Source organism: Psychrobacter sp. L7, from assembly GCF_002810365.1.
In the GTDB taxonomy this organism is placed as follows: Bacteria; Pseudomonadota; Gammaproteobacteria; order Pseudomonadales; family Moraxellaceae; genus Psychrobacter; species Psychrobacter celer.
Genome location: NZ_NEXR01000003.1, coordinates 61,171 through 77,065, shown reverse-complemented (window position 1 = coordinate 77,065; position 15,895 = coordinate 61,171). Strand labels below are relative to the sequence as shown.

Genomic DNA, 15,895 nt, shown 5'->3' with positions numbered 1-15,895 from the left:
CCATTTTACAGTAAGGGGCTTTGCTTTATTGCATCGGTGCAATCAATAGCGTATCTTAACAGTTTTTTATGATGCTGCCAGTACGCAAAATGTCAGCGCCGCTGGCACTATCCGCCCCGCTCCACCACCGATTAAGCACTTAATTATGTATGCCCCTGACTTTCTTTCTGGCTTCTTGCTTGGGCTATCGCTCATCATTGCGATAGGCTCGCAAAACGCCTTTGTACTCAAACAAGGGCTAAAGCGCGAGCACATCTTTTTTGTCTGTTTGTTTTGTGCCCTTAGCGATGCCATCTTGATATCAGCAGGCGTCGGCGGCTTTGGTGCCGTGACAGCACGCTACCCGCACATCGTCGATGTCGCAAAATTCGCCGGCGTGGTGTTTTTGCTCGGTTATGGCCTACAAAGCCTATATGCCAGTGTGCGCCTATCACATGCACTGACCGTCGAGGGTCAAGTGGTCAGCAGCCTAAAAAAAGCGCTGCTGCTGTGCTTTGGCTTTACATGGCTCAACCCGCACGTCTATTTAGATACATTGGTGCTCGTCGGCATGGTTTCAACAGGCGCTAATAGCAAAGTGGTGTTTGCCGCTGGTGCCGTCAGCGCGTCTTTCTTTTTCTTTTTTGCGCTGGGCTATGGCGCGCGCTTACTCAAGCCGCTGTTTGCCAAACCAAAAGCTTGGAATATTTTGGACGCCCTCGTCGGTATCTTGATGCTCTATCTGGCATGGCATCTGTATCAAAGCTAATCATCAAAGCTAATCATCAAAGATGGATGACTTAACCTAAAAAAACCAAACCCTCACTTGAAGGTTTGGTTTTTTACAATAAACACTTATAGATAAAAACTGCTTATGAGGCTTTTTTGTGCTTTTTGGGCTGGACAAATGCCAAGTTTAAAAAGTGCTCAAGCGAGTCATCTAACACATCCAGCCACGGCTCTGGCAACTCAGGCGCTAGCGTGCCCGTCAGCGTCGAGCGGTAGGCCTTTTCTCTAAAGGTCATGATGTTCTCTGCTTTGTCCTTTTGCCACTGCTTTAGAATATCGCCTTGTTTTTCTACCGCAAACTCAGGATAGTCCGTCGCATCGGTCAAGTCGCGAATATAAGCCGCTTGAAAGTCGATGGAGTCGTCGACCGTGACGCATTTGGCATAGGTTTCCAGCCATTTTTGCTCATCGGCCTCACGCGTTGCCAAATCCGGCAGCGCCATCTCACCCATGATGACATCACGCGCATACCACGCTTGGGCGTCAAACATATTAAAGGTAAAGTACTGATCTTGCATGCCTAAATAGATAAGCTTGGGATTGGGCTGCCAAAAGATACCTTTATAAAGATTGGCAGGGTACAAGCAATTATGCGTTTGCAAACGCAGCTCATCCGGCAAGAATGGGAAATGGAACAAGTAGCCGGTACACATAATGATGGCGTCAAAGCTCTGGCTGGTACCATCAGCAAAATGCGCCACATCGCCTTCAAAATGCGTCACCAATGGCACTTCTTTGATGCCCTCAGGCCACTCATAGCCAAGTGGCTGGCTGCGATAACTGATGGTTACTGATTTGGTGCCATACTTATAGCACTGCGTACCGATGTCTTCGGCGGAGTAACTGCTACCGATAAGTAAAATATCTTCGTTTTTAAACTCTAGGGCATCACGGAAGTCGTGAGCATGTAAGATACGGCCAGGGAAGGCTTCGAGACCTTCAAAGTACGGCATGTTTGGCGTCGAAAAGTGCCCTGTCGCAACCACAACATAATCAAACTCTTCGACTTCTTGCTCGTCGGTTTTATGGTTCATCACCGTGACGGTGAATTTTTGCGTGTCATCATCGAAAGCCACCCAGCGTACTGGGCATTCAAAGCGAATATATTTTTGAATGTCTTGTTTGTCGATACGGCCCATGATGTAGTCTTTTAGGACTTCACGCGGAGGGTATGAGGGGATAGGCTCACCAAAATGCTCATCAAACGAGTAGTCTGCAAACTCCAAGCATTCTTTCGGGCCATTTGACCATAGATAGCGGTACATACTACCGTGGACGGGCTCACCATTTCTGTCTAGACCTGTGCGCCAGCTATAGTTCCACATACCGCCAATGGCGTTTTGTTTCTCATAACAAACTATCTCAGGTAAGTCTTTTACACCTGCCAAGCGCGCTGCTTCAAAGGCACGCAACTGCGCCAAACCACTTGGACCTGCTCCTAAAATAGCAATTCTTTTCTTACTCAAGATCAACTCCTGTAAAAAAATAGTGAATCACTACTATAACATATTTTCATTAATGGCGTTTTTTGCCAGCGCCTTTGGTGATTGGTTACACAAGCGCACATGCTTTCAATCGTCAGACAAGCGGTTATACCAAGGCAGGAAACAAGGTACGCAAGCCATTGACGATGATTTCGATAGACACTGCAGCCAAGAGCATGCCCATGATGCGGCTCATGATATTTAATCCAGTATCGCCCAGCAGCCGGCTAATACGGCCTGCCGCCATCAAGGCCAAGTAGCAAAACAAGCTGATAAACAATCCAGCGATAAGAATGGCCGAGACTTGCAAAATCCCAGAGACTTGCGAAGAGTAAATGATGACGGTGGAGATACCGCCAGGACCGATCATCATCGGAATAGCGAGCGGCACGACAGCAGAGGCGGTACTTGGTGCCGCGTGTTTATCATACTCGACATCGAAGTTTTCTTGATCGGGTTTGACGGGGTTACCTTCCCCATTCATCATGTTGAGCGCAATCAAAAACACCAAGATACCACCCGCTAGCTGAAACGAGCCGATAGAAATACCCAGCAGCTTAAGCAAGGTCTCCCCTGCCACAGTAAAAAAGCTGATGGTAATAAAAATGGTCAAGCAAGCAACACGCGCCACTTTGCGCCGATTATTCATCGAATAACCGCGGGTCAAATCCAAAAACAACGTCAATGCGCTAAATGGATTGATCAGCACCAAAAAGGCTAAGATTATCTTGATTATTTCAGTGTTCACTGAGTCTCGCTTATCTGTTGCAGCAATGATGCTAAAGTCAGGTCATCACGGCGCACAGCGACGACCTGTTAGGCGGCTAACCACCGCATAAGCGCCATTGTAGCATAGGCAGATAAGCCAATAAAATCATTAACTTTGCTTAATTTTCCGTATTATCACTGACCATAAAATCCAGACCGATATCGAGCGCAGTGGTACTGTGCGTCAGATAACCCATGGCAATGAAATCCACCCCTGTTTGGGCGACCGCTTGCACCGTCTCAGGGGTGATGCCTCCTGAGGCTTCTGTCTTGGCGCGGCCTTGGCACATAGCCACCGCTTGCGCCAAAATATCAGGCGTCATATTGTCCAGTAATACCAAGCTTGCACCGGCATCAAGTGCCTGCGCTAACTGCGCTAAGGTGTCGACTTCTACCTCAATTGGAATCAGATGACCGGCAAAGTCTTGCGCTTGCTTGACAGCAGTTGCGATATCGCCTGCAATCGCAATATGATTGTCTTTGATCAAAATCGCATCGTCCAACCCCAAGCGATGGTTGCGCCCGCCGCCGCAGCGTACAGCGTATTTTTGTACTGTCCGTAGGCCAGGAATGGTCTTACGCGTACAGGTGATTTGCGCAGGGTATGCAGCCACACTATCGACGATCTGCCGTGTCGCGGTCGCAATACCACTCAGATGCGTCATAAAATTAAGCGCGGTACGCTCAGCTGTGAGCAAATGACGCGCATTACCGCACACGGTCGCCAGCACTGTCCCCGCCTCAACCCTTTCACCATCAGTGACCTGAGCATCAAAACCAATCTGCGTATCGACCATATCAAAGGCCAATCGCGCCAAATCCATACCACAGATAACCCCAGCTTGACGCGCTTTGATCTGTAGCTGCGCTTGCATATCGGCTGGGATGGTTGCTTGTGAGGTGACATCGCCGCGCCTGCCTAGATCCTCTGTGAGAGCGGCCTCTACTAATGGGCGTAGCAACACCTCATTTAATGCTGGTTCTTGTTTGCCTGTCATCGGTTATCCTTATCGTTGCGCATTTGCCTAATAAATACGTCATCGCCAGTGATAACACCACAAATAGCAATCATATCACTAGCACCACGGGCATTTATTAGGCTCAAAATGAGCATAAATATAACGTAAAGCACCCCACCCTGCAATAAAATAATGTCATTTAATTATTTGCGTTTGGGCAGCTTGCTATCCATGAGCAGGCTTTGTAGCTCGATATCGTGCCGAAAACGATACAGCTTGGCAGGACGGCCGCGCTGAGCGCTACTACTCTCTCCTGTTTCCATCACTAGGTTTTGTGCCTCCAGCAGACGGCGAAAGTTTTGCTTATGCAGGCGCACACCTGATAACGCCTCTACGCTCTGCTGTAACTGCGATAAAGTAAACACCTCAGGCATCAAACCAAAAATCAGCGGCCGATACTCTATTTTGGCACGTAATCGAGAGATGGCCGTGGCAATCACGCGGCGATGATCGTAATACATTGGCTCACCTATCAGCTGCGACCAGTTTTTGGGCAGCTCGGTGGACACATTGGCTAAGTAGCTTGGCGGATAGCTTGGCGCTTCAGGTATCAACCCTGCTTCATAAAGCATCTCATAGCGCAGCAATACATGCTCGGCGACCCATTCTCTATTTTCTGGCAGCCGCTCCCGGCTGGCTGCGCTGGTGGCACCCAAGCTTGGCGGCTGTTGGCTTATCACATGCGCTTCACCGACGCCCCAACACAGCTCAATACGCTGACGTCGCCGCTGCTGGGTGATAGCATCATCCGCCTCCTCTGCCCATGCCAATAACGCTGGCACGATAAACGAGATAATGATAGTTGGCGCGCCATCTAAGTGGTTTTCCCACGGAAAGTAATCATACCAATCTCGCCATAGCGCTTGGCTGGGCAGCTTTGGCGTCTGTGTCTCCTGCACCAGCCCTAGATAGCTGACATATACTAAAGCATGACCATCAACGTTGCGTCTATTGGTATCGACAAAGGTATAAAGCTGCTCTAAATACCCAAGTGGCTGCTGCGTCTGCTCCTCCACCCACTGGCGCACCCCTGCTTGCAACGAGCGATGCAGCGGCATCAGTGGCCCATTGGGCAATAGCTTACCTTGATCGACCGTTAGGACACGGGCGGTATGCTCGGTAATCGCAACGAGTACGGCAACCACCTCGGTGGTACCACTGCCTTGCTGATGCGCATGTGAATAAGACAACGTCATAAGTGTATTTATCATCCTCAGTAGAAAATCAAACGTAGTACAAAAACAAGCTGAGTACAAAAACAAACTCAGTATACAATCAAAACAGCCGTGCTACAGCAGTCGTTAGCACCGTTTACCTACATAATATTACCCTCCTAGTATAGCTCGAATCTAAGACGATCACAGTCTGTCGCTGTAACATCAGCCAAGCTGCACGCCTTAATATAGTTAATGTACTTTAAAACAGGTACAGCGCTACTGGTATTCATTTTTCTTGCGTGCTGTGCCTACGCCGACAAAGGCTACGCAAAATAAATACCAGTAGCACGTGAACATAATATCTAGCATGTCAGTTTTATTTAGGATTGACTATAGTTAGAAAAATCATAAAAAACCCTTGTTTTTATGCTCAAAATGAGCATAATTAAAACAATTTATGATTTTGCTTTAGCGAGTCATTCCAATATTACGACATATGATGTGTCACTATCGCACCAAAGGAAAGGTTGCAGCTATGAAAACTTATCCATACGACGCCCCTATCATGAGTACCGACCAGCGCATCGCCACTCAGATGACCACCGAATACGCCAAAGCAAAAATACCTACCGAGTTGCCACGCTCTGAGCGGCTGGCGGTTGAAGAAAATATCAAGCACTTGCTAAAAACGCATAACGCTGTGCTCGTCGCTCATTACTATGTCGATCCTTTTATTCAGGATTTGGCATTGGCGACTGGCGGCTGTGTCGGTGACTCGCTTGAGATGGCGCGCTTTGGACAAGCCCATGAAGCGCAGACATTGGTGGTGGCTGGCGTGCGCTTTATGGGCGAGTCAGCAAAAATCCTAAGTATGGAAAAGACCGTCCTGATGCCTGACTTAGCAGCGGAATGCTCGCTTGATTTGGGCTGTCCTGCAGATGAGTTTGCCGCATTTTGTGACGCCCATCCTGAGCGTACCGTGGTGGTTTATGCCAATACCAGCGCCGCGGTCAAAGCGCGTGCCGACTGGGTGGTGACTTCCTCTGTCGGTATCGATATCGTCCGTCATCTACATGCGCAAGGTGAGTCGATCATTTGGGGGCCTGACCGTCATTTGGGCAAATATATCGCTCGTGAGACTGGCGCAGACATGCTGCTCTGGCAAGGTTCTTGTCTGGTGCACAATGAGTTTAAGGCGACCGAGCTGCTGCAATTAAAAGAGGAGCATCCTGACGCCAAAGTGCTGGTACATCCAGAGTCGCCTGATAGCGTGGTTGCGCTCGCTGATGTCGTCGGCTCGACCAGTAAGCTGCTCAGCTCGACCTATGAGATGGATGCCGAGACCTTTATCGTAGCGACCGATTTGGGCATCTTGCACGAGATGCAAAAACGCTCGCCAAACAAGCGCTTTTTGGCGGCACCGACCGCTGGTGAAAGCGCCAGCTGTAAGAGCTGCGCGTTTTGCCCGTGGATGGCGATGAATGGCCTAAAAGGTATCGAGCAGTGTCTGACACAGCGAAGCGGTGAAGTCACATTGACGCCTGAGCTGGCAGTGGCTGCCAAAAAACCTTTACAACGCATGCTGGATTTTGCCGAAGCGCAAAAGCGGCGCGTCACTACAAGCGGTGACATTGTCAAAGACCGCGCACTCTTTGCCAATGTGGGAGCCGCCTAAGATGAGTGAGGCGCATACAGCCGCTAATACAAGCACCTCTGCTGAGGATACCCATGACGTCAGACACACAGACGTGTTGATCATTGGCGCAGGTCTTGCAGGGTTGAGCACAGCGCTGGCCTTACCGCAAACACTGAACGTGACTGTATTAAGCAAAGCGGCGCTGGACCTTTGCTCCAGTCATTATGCCCAAGGCGGTATCGCGGCAAGTTTAGATGCCAAAGACTGTGCCGCCGATCATATCGCTGATACGCTTATCGCTGGCGCAGGATTGTGCGAGGCAAAAAACACCACAGAGATCCTAAGCTCAGGCGAGCAAGCGGTGCAATGGCTGTGCGAGCAAGGCGTGCCCTTTACTCGCCTCCCAAAACAACACGCGTCATCAGAAAAAATAGCAACATTAAATAGGCTTGAAACCCTTTATCAGAGAGGTTTTGAGTCGACCTCCTTACAAACCAGTGATTTACACTTGACCAAAGAAGGCGGCCATGGCTGCCGGCGCGTTGCCCATGCTGATGATGCCACTGGCCGACATATTATGGAAGCCTTAGTTAAAAAAGCGCAAGCGGCGTCCAATATCACCATCCTGCCCTATCATGAAGCGTTTCATCTGCTAAAAAATACTGACAATCGTTGCCAAGGTGCACTTGTTTTTGATCACGTTCATCAACGACAGCTAACCTTGCATAGTCGCGCGGTGGTGCTGGCCAGTGGCGGTTTAGGGCAGTTGTTTAAACGTGCCAGCGCGCCCAATGTCTGTGTCGGTGATGGCGTGATGATGGCTTGGCAGGCAGGCTGCCGCTTGGCAAATCTGGAGTTCATCCAGTTTCATCCGACAGGCTTGGCGCTTGGTGACAGTAGTTTTTTAATCTCTGAAGCCCTGCGCGGTGAAGGCGGACGGCTGTACTGCCCGCAGACAGGTAAACGCTTTATGCTAGAGGTTGATACACGCGCAGAGCTGGCACCAAGAGACATCGTTGCTCGTGCTATCGCCGAGCAAATTAGCATCAATGGACTTGGCTACGTTCATCTCGATGTCAGTCACTTACCAGCGGCATTTCTCCAAGCGCACTTTCCGCAGATTTATCAGACACTATTAGACCTTGGCATCGACATCACCACCGACCCGATCCCAGTAGCCCCCACCGCGCATTATAGCTGCGGCGGCGTGGTCACTTCTGCTAATGGCTTGACCGATGTGACAGGGCTTTATGCGGCAGGAGAAGTTGCTTATACAGGCTTACACGGCGCTAATCGCTTGGCCAGTAATTCGCTGCTTGAGTGCGTGGTGGTCGGGCGCCATATCGCCGCCGATATCCCGCGCTATCTACACGCAACTAAAAAACCAGACGCCACGTCCATTTATATTAACTCAGAGCAGTCCATCTATGATATTTGGACCCCGCCGATGCTGGCAGATTATCAACGTATTACCTTGCCATCGCCCATTGAGTACCAACGCCATACTAATGACCATCACAATGCCAATGTCCACACCAGTACAAATAAGGACATTGCTGGCATAACCACCCAATTAAAAGCGTTAATGACCTCGCATCTGGGCATCACTCGTAGCGCCGAGCAGCTTGAGCAAGCGCTGGGGCAAATCCGGCAGTGGCAACAGCAGCTCGGTGGTAGAAGCTTTGATCATATAGATACTAAAAACCAAGACCACCTCATCTCTTACCATACGCTGCCCTATGTTCAATTAACTAGGCAGTTGCAGTTAGCGGCTTTGATTATGCAGTCGGCTTATCAGCGTCATGAGAGTCGCGGCGGTCATTATAGACAAGACTATCCAAACTTAGCGAGCAAGTCTTTGACCAGTGTCATTGAGCCGCCCTCGCTGACCGCATTTGCTACTATTGACGATATAGACATGACAGCCCATATAACAACAGCGGATGTGCAAAAAACAACTGTACCACCTTTAGCCATGCGGGAATCTGGTTAATATCAGCTAATACCATATATTTTATCAACTATAGTTAGGATTAAAGAAGCATTTACGCTATCATAACAACTCAGCTGTAAACGTTGCGACATAACCCGCGACATAAAATGGTGGCATTTGGATCTTAAAGGTATGGCTTCTGATATCGTCTTTGTGATCGCGCTGATGGGGGTGGTTAGCGCGGTATGGGGAGCGCTGGCCATACCACGCCTGCGCAGACGCCTACCGAAGATTTATCTGATCGCACGCTCATGGTGGTTTATGCTGGCGGCGCTTTTTGGCTGCTATGCAATCGCAAAGATAGCAGATCGCCATGCCGAGCTTTTGACGTCCAGATATCCCTATCAATGGCTGCTTATTGGTTTTTTTGTGCTGATTGGTCTGCGCGGTGGCTACGAAATCAAACGGATATGGTGCCTACCTAGTAGAGCGCGACTGATCCATAAGCTGCAAAGCCGCGGCCTGCAGGCAAGCGTCACTCCCACCTCTTCTGCTGACCACACCGCTAGCGCGACCACTCCACACTACACGCGCCCAACGGGTTTAGATGGGTTATTAAGCATGGCATTTGTCGCTTTGATTGCCAGCTTGATTGCCCTCCAGCAGCTGACGTGGCAACGCGAGCAGTATGGTGTCTTATTGTTTGTCTTATTTGCCAGTCAATTTAACGATATCGCGCAGTATCTATGTGGTCGCCTACTTGGTCATCGCCTGTTTTCACGTGGCCTAGCGCCACGCATCAGCCCCAACAAAAGCATTGAAGGCGCTGTCTTTGGCAGTATGTGTGCCGCGCTACTGGCATCACTACTGGGGGTTTGGCTGACGGGGTTTGAATGGTGGCTTTGCTTGCTAGCCGCATATGGATTGGCAGTGAGCGGTATCGCAGGCGATCTGCTAGAGTCTGCGTTTAAACGTCAGCACGGTATCAAAGACACAGGTACCATGCTAGCAGGGCACGGCGGCGTATTGGACCGTATCGATAGCTTGCTGATTGGCGTGCCTATCTTTACCATCCTTTATTGGCTGCTGGGCTAAATAAAGCCTGTTGCAAAGACAGTTTTTTTACTCATTTTTCATTACTCATTGTTTTTTATCAAGCTGGCTGCGTAATACCCAGTCTAATAACGGCTTGGGCACACTGTTTAAGGCATAAACAATATAACGCATCGCCCATGGAAATATGGCAAGCTCGGTATCATCAGCGATCGCTTGCATGACATGCTGGACGGCGGTCTGTGTACTGATGATAAATGGCTTATGGCTGGCGTCACCGTCATTTAGATCACGCAGCGCTTGGGTATCGATATAGCCTGAGGCGATGCCGTTTACTTGAATATCATACGGGCGCAGTGCCAAGCGATAGGCGCTGGCCGTGGCTATCATCGCGCGTTTGCTTTTGGCATAGAGGCTGGCATAAGGATAGTTCAACGCCCCAGCGACGGAGGCAATGCAGATGAGACTTGGCTTGCCATATTGCCTCATGTCAAACGATGTCGGCTGCTGTTTTAGCCGCTCACTTGCCCACCAAAACACCTGCTCAAATGCTTGTAAGTTAATCGCTAGCATGCGCGTGCTGTCTGCCGCATTGAGCGTCCGCACCCGCTCGTTGGTATAACTGCCCGCACTATAAATCAGCCGATAAAACGTGATGGCAGATAAGCGCTGCAAAAACTCATGCGTTTGGGCGCGGTCAGTCAGATCACAGCGATAGGTGGTGATGTGCGGATATTGACGATTGATCTGCGCTATTTTTTGGCGATCATGACCCACCACACTCACATGCCAGCCCAGTTGCTGGTGATGACGTGCCAATGCCAACCCCAAACCACTGGTGCCACCGACGATGATAACGTGCGGTGCATCAGCGGTGGCAGGCTTTAAGGCGTTTGGTTTAAGATCTGTCATATCATCGGTTCGGCATAAATCGCGGTATGCGTATATCGTCAGTTCAAAATACCATCGTTATAAGTCTAAGCGCGCTACTGGGATAAATGCGGCATAGCCGCTGGCGGTATAGGCATAAGCAAAGGTATAAACACAGTACGCCTGTAAAACGGTAGCGCGAAAGTAGTCAACTATAGCGTATGCTGCCGAATATAGCTGCTCGTTCGCTGATAGCCATATTGCCACTGCGCCTGCATTTGCTGCACAAAACCATCATAATCACGATGAATCAACGCTACGGTCATTTGCTTTATACTAAAGCGCTTTTGCACGCTTTGACCTGCGAGCTGCTCGGCATTGTCAGCAAACGGCAACCAATGCAGCGGCTCGGTATGGCGAGGGCTTGCCTCTCTCTGATAGCCATGCACCTGTGCCAAACGAGCATTGGGATCAAAACCAAAGACACGCTTAATCGCTGGGGCAGCAAGCCAGGTATCATAACCCGCTTTGCTCTCGGCAAATACCGTTTGCCCCAGCTGACAGGCCAGCTCAACGGGCGTGAGGTTGATGACGCCGCCTAAGCACCAACCGAGCGCTGAAATATGGGTGGGTGGTAGATAGTACATATCGGCCATAGACGCACGTATCGCGTCCGCAAAACTCCACTGGCTCACTATCTGTACATGCGGCGGTATGCGCCCATCAGCAAACGCATGCGCAGGTGATCGTATCTTATTGTCAGTTGCGCCTTGCATGGCGGCGGCAAGCGACATCATAGTCGCCACACGCGGCGAGGCAAATAACAACTCTTGCAATACTGCTGCTGGACCCGCCGCCGTATATGAGGCAGGTGGCCACGCGCTGTCAACCCCAGAGGCTTTTTGCAGACGGCAGGCGATGATGGCAACCTCAGGTATGGCTGGCTTGGTGCTTTGAATACAATTATGACCACAGGCACTCTTGTCTCTACGCTCATTACGCTCATTGGCAACACCAGATAGCGCATCGAGCCAATACCGCTCATCATCGATACGAAACATGGCCAATTGCTGCAGCTCTGCGAGTAGCTGCTCATAGCTGGCTGGCGATGAGCGTTGCGGTTTGGCGCTTTGCTTGCTTGCTAAGCGCCAACGCTGTATGGCCTGCGTTATATAGCGCATTTTTGATCGTCTATTTGCTTCATCTGGCCTGACATGCCTGATTGCACAAATGGCGGTATACAGCTCATGACTATACAGCAGTGCTTGCAAGTCTTTTGGCTCAGGTGCAAGATGTACCAAATACGCCGAGAGGCTGCCGCCGCAAGTACCTATGATCATATCTGGCCTCAAATCATGGGCGACCAGCGCGGCATAACTGCCCAGATAATAGGCAAAGCGCGAGCCGCCTCCCGAAAACAGCTGCACGCGCTCATATGTTGTGTGCTTATTTGTCATCAAGCGGGGCGACCTTTACCGCCAGTGACACTGTAAAGATACCAAAACGATCGATACGCATGCTGACTTTTTGAAAGCCTGCCTGCCTGACCAGCTGGTCCATCTCCGCTTGTGAGCGGCAACGCATCACCCAGTCACGGCCGCGATGGTTGTTTAAGGTTTTACTGATAAACTCTTGCTCAGGGTGCCATGGTTGATTGGTATAAATCAGGTAGCCATTTGTGTTTAAGTTATCATAAATACCTGCTAATGCAGTCTCGGGTAAGCGGTTGTCAGAAAACAGCTCAAACAATCCAGAGACGATAGCGATATCAAACCCTGCATCAGATTTTGCGTTGTTTGATGATGGCATATGTAGTGATGACGCGGTGGCACTATCCTCCTGCACGGCCTGCGTATAACTGGCAGGGTCAAAAGCGTCCTGCTGCCTGACCACCACTCGATCAGTGATACCTAAGCGTTCAGCTTTTGCCTGTAGCGCTTGAATATTATGCACCTCATAATCTCGCAGCTCAGCTTGTAGCCCCGTAAACGCCGTCAACAGATCAAATGCATAATAACCATGGCCACTGGCGATATCTAGCAGCTTTGGTTGATAGCGCTCAGAGCTACTTGGTTTTTTCCCTTGGGGGTTGTTGTCTTCGATAGCTGTCAGTGCGATACGCGCCAGCTCTAATATATGCTCGCGGCGGATACGAATGCCTTGCCAGCCGATGTTGTTAAGATAGAATTTATCGACCGCTTGACCAAACTTGTTTTGGCCACTAGGCTGGTTTTGATAGACATGATCGAGCGAATGCCCTGAGTCAAAGCCATGCTCAAGCCCTGTGGCAATCGCATCGCTCACATGACCAAATGTTTGCATTGCCAACCGAGTCAGCGCAAAGCTTGGATTAAATGGCTTGATGGCCAGTCGATCGACCTTGTCTTTGCTGGCGCTATGCAAATGCGCCGCTCTTAAATCCGCTGTTTGTACCGGTGTGCTAAATACGTCCTCGGCAAACGCCAGACAGTCGGCAAACACGTCGGCTTTGTTGGTCTCATGAAAGATGGCATGGTAGCTATCAGGATACAGCTGCCAGCGTTTGCTTGAACTATTGATCGCCTCATAAAATGTCCGCTCTGCTTGCTTATCCACCACATAGTCTTTGCCAGCACACAAGACAAAGGTCGGTACGGTGATGGCCTCTGCATCATCGAGCAGACGCTGACCGGTCGCGTGCGTGTCGATCAGCAGGTCGGTTGAGATGCTGCTAGAGATCAGCGGGTCGGCATTGTAGGCGTGCTGCGCGTCTTGGTCATGGGTGAGTACTTGCGCTTTGACGTAGCTGCTGACGCGTGACATCAGTCCAAGCGTACGCGCTACCTTTAGCGACGGTATGGCAAAAGGCAGATACAGACGAATCTTGAGCGCAGGTGTGCCGAGTATCATGCCGCGGATGTTGGGCGCATAATCATGCACCCACGCGGCGGCGAGCACGGCACCGATACTACTGGCGACGATTAGTGTGTCGTCGATGGCGATGCCGGTTTGTCCCATCACCAGCTGAACAAAGTCATTTAAATCGCGCTCAAGCTCGGTGACGCTCTCGGCATGATCTTTGATACCACCTGATCGGCCATTGCCGCGCGCATCCCACGCAAACACCTGATAGCCTGCCGCTGCAAACTGCTGCCCCAGCTCTGCCAGACGTCCTGAATGCTCATGACCACGATGCAACAAAATCACTTGCCGTAAGCACTGATCGGCGTTTTTTAACTGCTCAATAGGCATCGTTAGCCAATAACGGTAATAAATCGCCGTGCCATCATACGCGTTATAGCAGCTCTCGCCTTCTATCACGGCTGCTTGTAATACTTCTGTAGCCGCGCTAGGAGAGACTGGCATATCCTGCGCCGCTGTATCATTTATATTTATAAAATCAGAAGACATGGTCTGGGACTCCAAAGTAGTATGGGCTGAGCGCGGTACAGGCGGCTGACGCTGTAGATACAGTGCGACCATATAGCGCAGACGATTGAGGCATGTTTTTAGCAGTAGTATTTCTATTAGCATAAAAAACGGACTTGCTGAGCGATGAGACAATGATATCGGTACGCTAAGGCTTTTTGCCGCCCCAAGCGCGCCCAACACAAACGCGCGGTCACTTTTGCCCAGCGGCCCTTGATTGGCTCGAGCGCCCACCGCAGCATCGCAGGCGATGGCTATCAGCTCAGTGCTGACACTCAGTATCATCATCCCAAAGACATGACGCTGCTGATGAGCCTGTTGGTCAATCACATTTTTAGATGGACAGCTTGGCTGAGCGCTATGAGGTAGCAAGCTGCTGATGAGCGCCGTATCGGCAATAATGTCACCTGCTTCATTGAGCACACCGCCCAGCGCAGATGCCTGTGCATGCTCACGCGCCATCATGCCATCGATGGCGTTGAGCGCCATACGCACAAACAGCGACGACGGTAGCAGCGCCCAAAGCGCCTGATGGTGAGCCGCAGGCTTGGCAATCACATAGGCCGTCCCTAGGCTGAGTATCACAGCAGATATCGTCACTTGATTGGCGCTGCATCCTGACTTAGCCAATGTATCGCTTATGGGGCGCAACTGGTCTTGAAACTGAGATTTGAGCTGATAGAGCGACATAGGGCTGACCACAAAGGTTGAGTGCCTTAATGTAGCAACAAAAGTTGATCAGGTAAAGATAAGCCAAGCATATAAAAATACTACTCGCGGCCAGTATCGTTCTATTTTATGATGAATATCATGCGCGGATAGCCGTATTTATAAGTGAATATGATACAATCTTCGGCTTGTTTAAAACCGCTGCGAGCCTGCCGACATGCAAAGCCTGATTACCCTTGTCCTGGTATTAATGCCAATGTTTATTGGCTTTGCCATCCCCTCGAATCCCAAAATGACCAAGCTTGCGGATAAAGGCTTGTCGTACTTGGTGTTTATTATCTTGGCGCTCATCGGTATCGAGCTGTCACAAGTGGAAGGGCTGGGCAGTCAGATAGGTGAGATTGCCTTGTATGTCATTATATTGTCGATATTGACCATAGGTACGGGGCTATTTAGCCTAATGCTCTTTGATCATCTAAAACCTTGGCAAGCCAAAAAACCAGTAGCCAAATCTAAAGAGCACCGCGTCAGTATCCGCGGTAGCTTGGCACAAGTGGTTTGTGTCGTGATTGGCATGGTGATTGGTTATTTTTTACCGGCAGGTTATATGCCGCCTGAAAACACCATGACCGTCATGCTAATGATATTAATCTTATTGGTCGGTATCGGTCTCAAAGGCTCGGGTATCACCCTAAAAGAAGTCTTGCTCAATAAGCGCGGGGTGGAGATGAGTATTATCTTTACCCTCTCGATATTGGTAGGCGGGCTTGTCTTTGCGCTGATGTTTAGCGATGTGTCATGGACGAAAGGCTTGGCGCTGGCGTCTGGATTTGGCTGGTACTCGCTATCGGCCATCGTCATGACCGAGGCTTATGGCGCGATTTGGGGCAGCGTGGCGCTGTTTAATGACTTGATACGTGAATTTTTTGCGCTGCTATTTATTCCCGTCTTTATGCGTAAGTATCCGTCAGCAGCGGTTGGACTTGGCGGCGCAACGAGCTTGGACTTTACCTTGCCGATTATTCAACAATCTGGCGGCCTTAAGGTCGTGCCACTAGCGATTAGTTTTGGCTTTATTATTAATATTGTCTCGCCCGTACTGATGGTGGCGTTTTCGGCGTTGGGGTGAG

The 15,895-nt window shown here is 50.1% G+C and carries 12 protein-coding genes; 5 read left to right on the top strand and 7 right to left on the bottom strand.

The features are described 5' to 3' along the window. Window positions 1-145 precede the first annotated feature (145 nt). Window positions 146-748, top strand: coding sequence for a LysE/ArgO family amino acid transporter (locus tag CAP50_RS04055; RefSeq protein ID WP_075101482.1), 603 nt, complete (start codon window positions 146-148; stop codon window positions 746-748). 103 nt (window positions 749-851) lie between these two features. On the opposite strand, the gene CAP50_RS04050 is transcribed toward CAP50_RS04055, so the two are convergent. The 4 genes from CAP50_RS04050 to CAP50_RS04035 form a co-directional block, all read right to left on the bottom strand. After that, window positions 852-2,234, bottom strand: a complete 1,383-nt coding sequence (locus CAP50_RS04050) for an NAD(P)-binding domain-containing protein (protein ID WP_075101481.1) — start codon at window positions 2,232-2,234, stop codon at window positions 852-854. A gap of 124 nt (window positions 2,235-2,358) precedes the next feature. Beyond that, entirely contained in the window at window positions 2,359-3,000 is a 642-nt protein-coding gene (locus CAP50_RS04045) for a MarC family protein (protein WP_075101480.1), read from the bottom strand. A 139-nt stretch (window positions 3,001-3,139) separates the two neighbouring features. Next, window positions 3,140-4,018 carry a carboxylating nicotinate-nucleotide diphosphorylase gene (nadC, locus tag CAP50_RS04040; RefSeq protein WP_075101479.1) on the bottom strand — a complete coding sequence of 293 codons (879 nt, stop codon included), beginning with the start codon at window positions 4,016-4,018 and terminating at the stop codon, window positions 3,140-3,142. Between the two features lie 164 nt (window positions 4,019-4,182). Continuing rightward, complete coding sequence (locus tag CAP50_RS04035; RefSeq protein ID WP_075101478.1) at window positions 4,183-5,235, bottom strand: NUDIX hydrolase; 1,053 nt, start codon at window positions 5,233-5,235, stop codon at window positions 4,183-4,185. A gap of 496 nt (window positions 5,236-5,731) precedes the next feature. On the opposite strand from CAP50_RS04035, the gene nadA reads away from it, so the two are divergent. The 3 genes from nadA to CAP50_RS04020 all read left to right on the top strand — a co-directional run bounded on the left by nadA (window position 5,732) and on the right by CAP50_RS04020 (window position 9,860). Continuing rightward, window positions 5,732-6,871 carry a quinolinate synthase NadA gene (gene nadA, locus CAP50_RS04030; RefSeq protein ID WP_075101477.1) on the top strand — a complete coding sequence of 380 codons (1,140 nt, stop codon included), beginning with the start codon at window positions 5,732-5,734 and terminating at the stop codon, window positions 6,869-6,871. A gap of 1 nt (window position 6,872) precedes the next feature. Next, window positions 6,873-8,825 carry an L-aspartate oxidase gene (locus CAP50_RS04025; protein ID WP_075101476.1) on the top strand — a complete coding sequence of 651 codons (1,953 nt, stop codon included), beginning with the start codon at window positions 6,873-6,875 and terminating at the stop codon, window positions 8,823-8,825. Window positions 8,826-8,957: 132 nt separating this feature from the next. After that, window positions 8,958-9,860: a phosphatidate cytidylyltransferase gene (locus CAP50_RS04020; protein WP_075101475.1), complete on the top strand. Its 903-nt coding sequence runs from the start codon at window positions 8,958-8,960 to the stop codon at window positions 9,858-9,860. A 45-nt stretch (window positions 9,861-9,905) separates the two neighbouring features. Here CAP50_RS04020 and CAP50_RS04015 read toward each other — a convergent pair whose 3' ends face one another. The 3 genes from CAP50_RS04015 to CAP50_RS04005 all read right to left on the bottom strand — a co-directional run bounded on the left by CAP50_RS04015 (window position 9,906) and on the right by CAP50_RS04005 (window position 14,786). Continuing rightward, complete coding sequence (locus tag CAP50_RS04015; RefSeq protein ID WP_075101474.1) at window positions 9,906-10,730, bottom strand: SDR family NAD(P)-dependent oxidoreductase; 825 nt, start codon at window positions 10,728-10,730, stop codon at window positions 9,906-9,908. A gap of 170 nt (window positions 10,731-10,900) precedes the next feature. Next, window positions 10,901-12,145, bottom strand: coding sequence for a patatin-like phospholipase family protein (locus CAP50_RS04010; protein ID WP_075101473.1), 1,245 nt, complete (start codon window positions 12,143-12,145; stop codon window positions 10,901-10,903). Next, entirely contained in the window at window positions 12,135-14,786 is a 2,652-nt protein-coding gene (locus CAP50_RS04005) for an alpha/beta fold hydrolase (protein ID WP_083608547.1), read from the bottom strand. The genes CAP50_RS04010 and CAP50_RS04005 overlap by 11 nt, the downstream gene beginning before the upstream one ends. Before the next feature lie 196 nt (window positions 14,787-14,982). Between CAP50_RS04005 and CAP50_RS04000 the strand changes: the two genes are divergently transcribed. After that, the gene (locus CAP50_RS04000) at window positions 14,983-15,894 is read left to right on the top strand and encodes a lysine exporter LysO family protein (protein WP_075101472.1); all 912 of its coding nucleotides are present in this window, start codon (window positions 14,983-14,985) and stop codon (window positions 15,892-15,894) included. The last annotated feature ends 1 nt before the right edge of the window (window position 15,895 follow it).

Coding starts and splice junctions, on each gene's coding strand:
- nadA (WP_075101477.1), top strand. CDS start 5,732: ATGAAAACTTATCCATACGACGCCCCTATCATGAGTACCGACCAGCGC.
- CAP50_RS04005 (WP_083608547.1), bottom strand. CDS start 14,786: ATGTCGCTCTATCAGCTCAAATCTCAGTTTCAAGACCAGTTGCGCCCC.
- CAP50_RS04010 (WP_075101473.1), bottom strand. CDS start 12,145: ATGACAAATAAGCACACAACATATGAGCGCGTGCAGCTGTTTTCGGGA.
- CAP50_RS04025 (WP_075101476.1), top strand. CDS start 6,873: ATGAGTGAGGCGCATACAGCCGCTAATACAAGCACCTCTGCTGAGGAT.
- CAP50_RS04055 (WP_075101482.1), top strand. CDS start 146: ATGTATGCCCCTGACTTTCTTTCTGGCTTCTTGCTTGGGCTATCGCTC.
- CAP50_RS04015 (WP_075101474.1), bottom strand. CDS start 10,730: ATGACAGATCTTAAACCAAACGCCTTAAAGCCTGCCACCGCTGATGCA.
- nadC (WP_075101479.1), bottom strand. CDS start 4,018: ATGACAGGCAAACAAGAACCAGCATTAAATGAGGTGTTGCTACGCCCA.
- CAP50_RS04000 (WP_075101472.1), top strand. CDS start 14,983: ATGCAAAGCCTGATTACCCTTGTCCTGGTATTAATGCCAATGTTTATT.
- CAP50_RS04035 (WP_075101478.1), bottom strand. CDS start 5,235: ATGACGTTGTCTTATTCACATGCGCATCAGCAAGGCAGTGGTACCACC.
- CAP50_RS04020 (WP_075101475.1), top strand. CDS start 8,958: ATGGCTTCTGATATCGTCTTTGTGATCGCGCTGATGGGGGTGGTTAGC.